Genomic DNA, 339 nt, shown 5'->3' with positions numbered 1-339 from the left:
CGTATGCGCTTCTTCACTTGACCATATAACCCCAAGCAATCTGGTTATACTATGAAGACGACATTCGCCGAAAACTTGCAATTACTCACAAATTTTACCTTAGCCTGAATAAACACCAGTGAAAGTGTCATTCAGTCTATCTTTCTATTACATACCCAAATTTTTAAAGAACGATCTAATCAAAAGATCAGAAATCAACATTCACCATCGCTTTGATGGAATGCTCATTTCTAAGCTTTACGATACAGAAGCAAGTTTATGGTGGAGCCAAGCGGGATCGAACCGCTGACCTCCTGCGTGCAAGGCAGGCGCTCTCCCAGCTGAGCTATGGCCCCATAC

Annotated in this window: 1 tRNA gene; it reads right to left on the bottom strand. The window is 42.8% G+C overall.

Annotated elements, in window-relative coordinates:
- Nucleotides 1–259: 259 nt before the first annotated feature.
- Nucleotides 260–335 (bottom strand) — tRNA-Ala (locus V6F78_RS22580).
- Nucleotides 336–339: the final 4 nt, after the last annotated feature.

Source organism: Pseudomonas sp. ESBL9 (assembly GCF_036668715.1).
Lineage (GTDB): Bacteria > Pseudomonadota > Gammaproteobacteria > Pseudomonadales > Pseudomonadaceae > Aquipseudomonas > Aquipseudomonas lundensis.
Note: the sequence above shows the minus strand (reverse complement) of the source record. Positions and strands in the feature narration are given on the sequence as shown.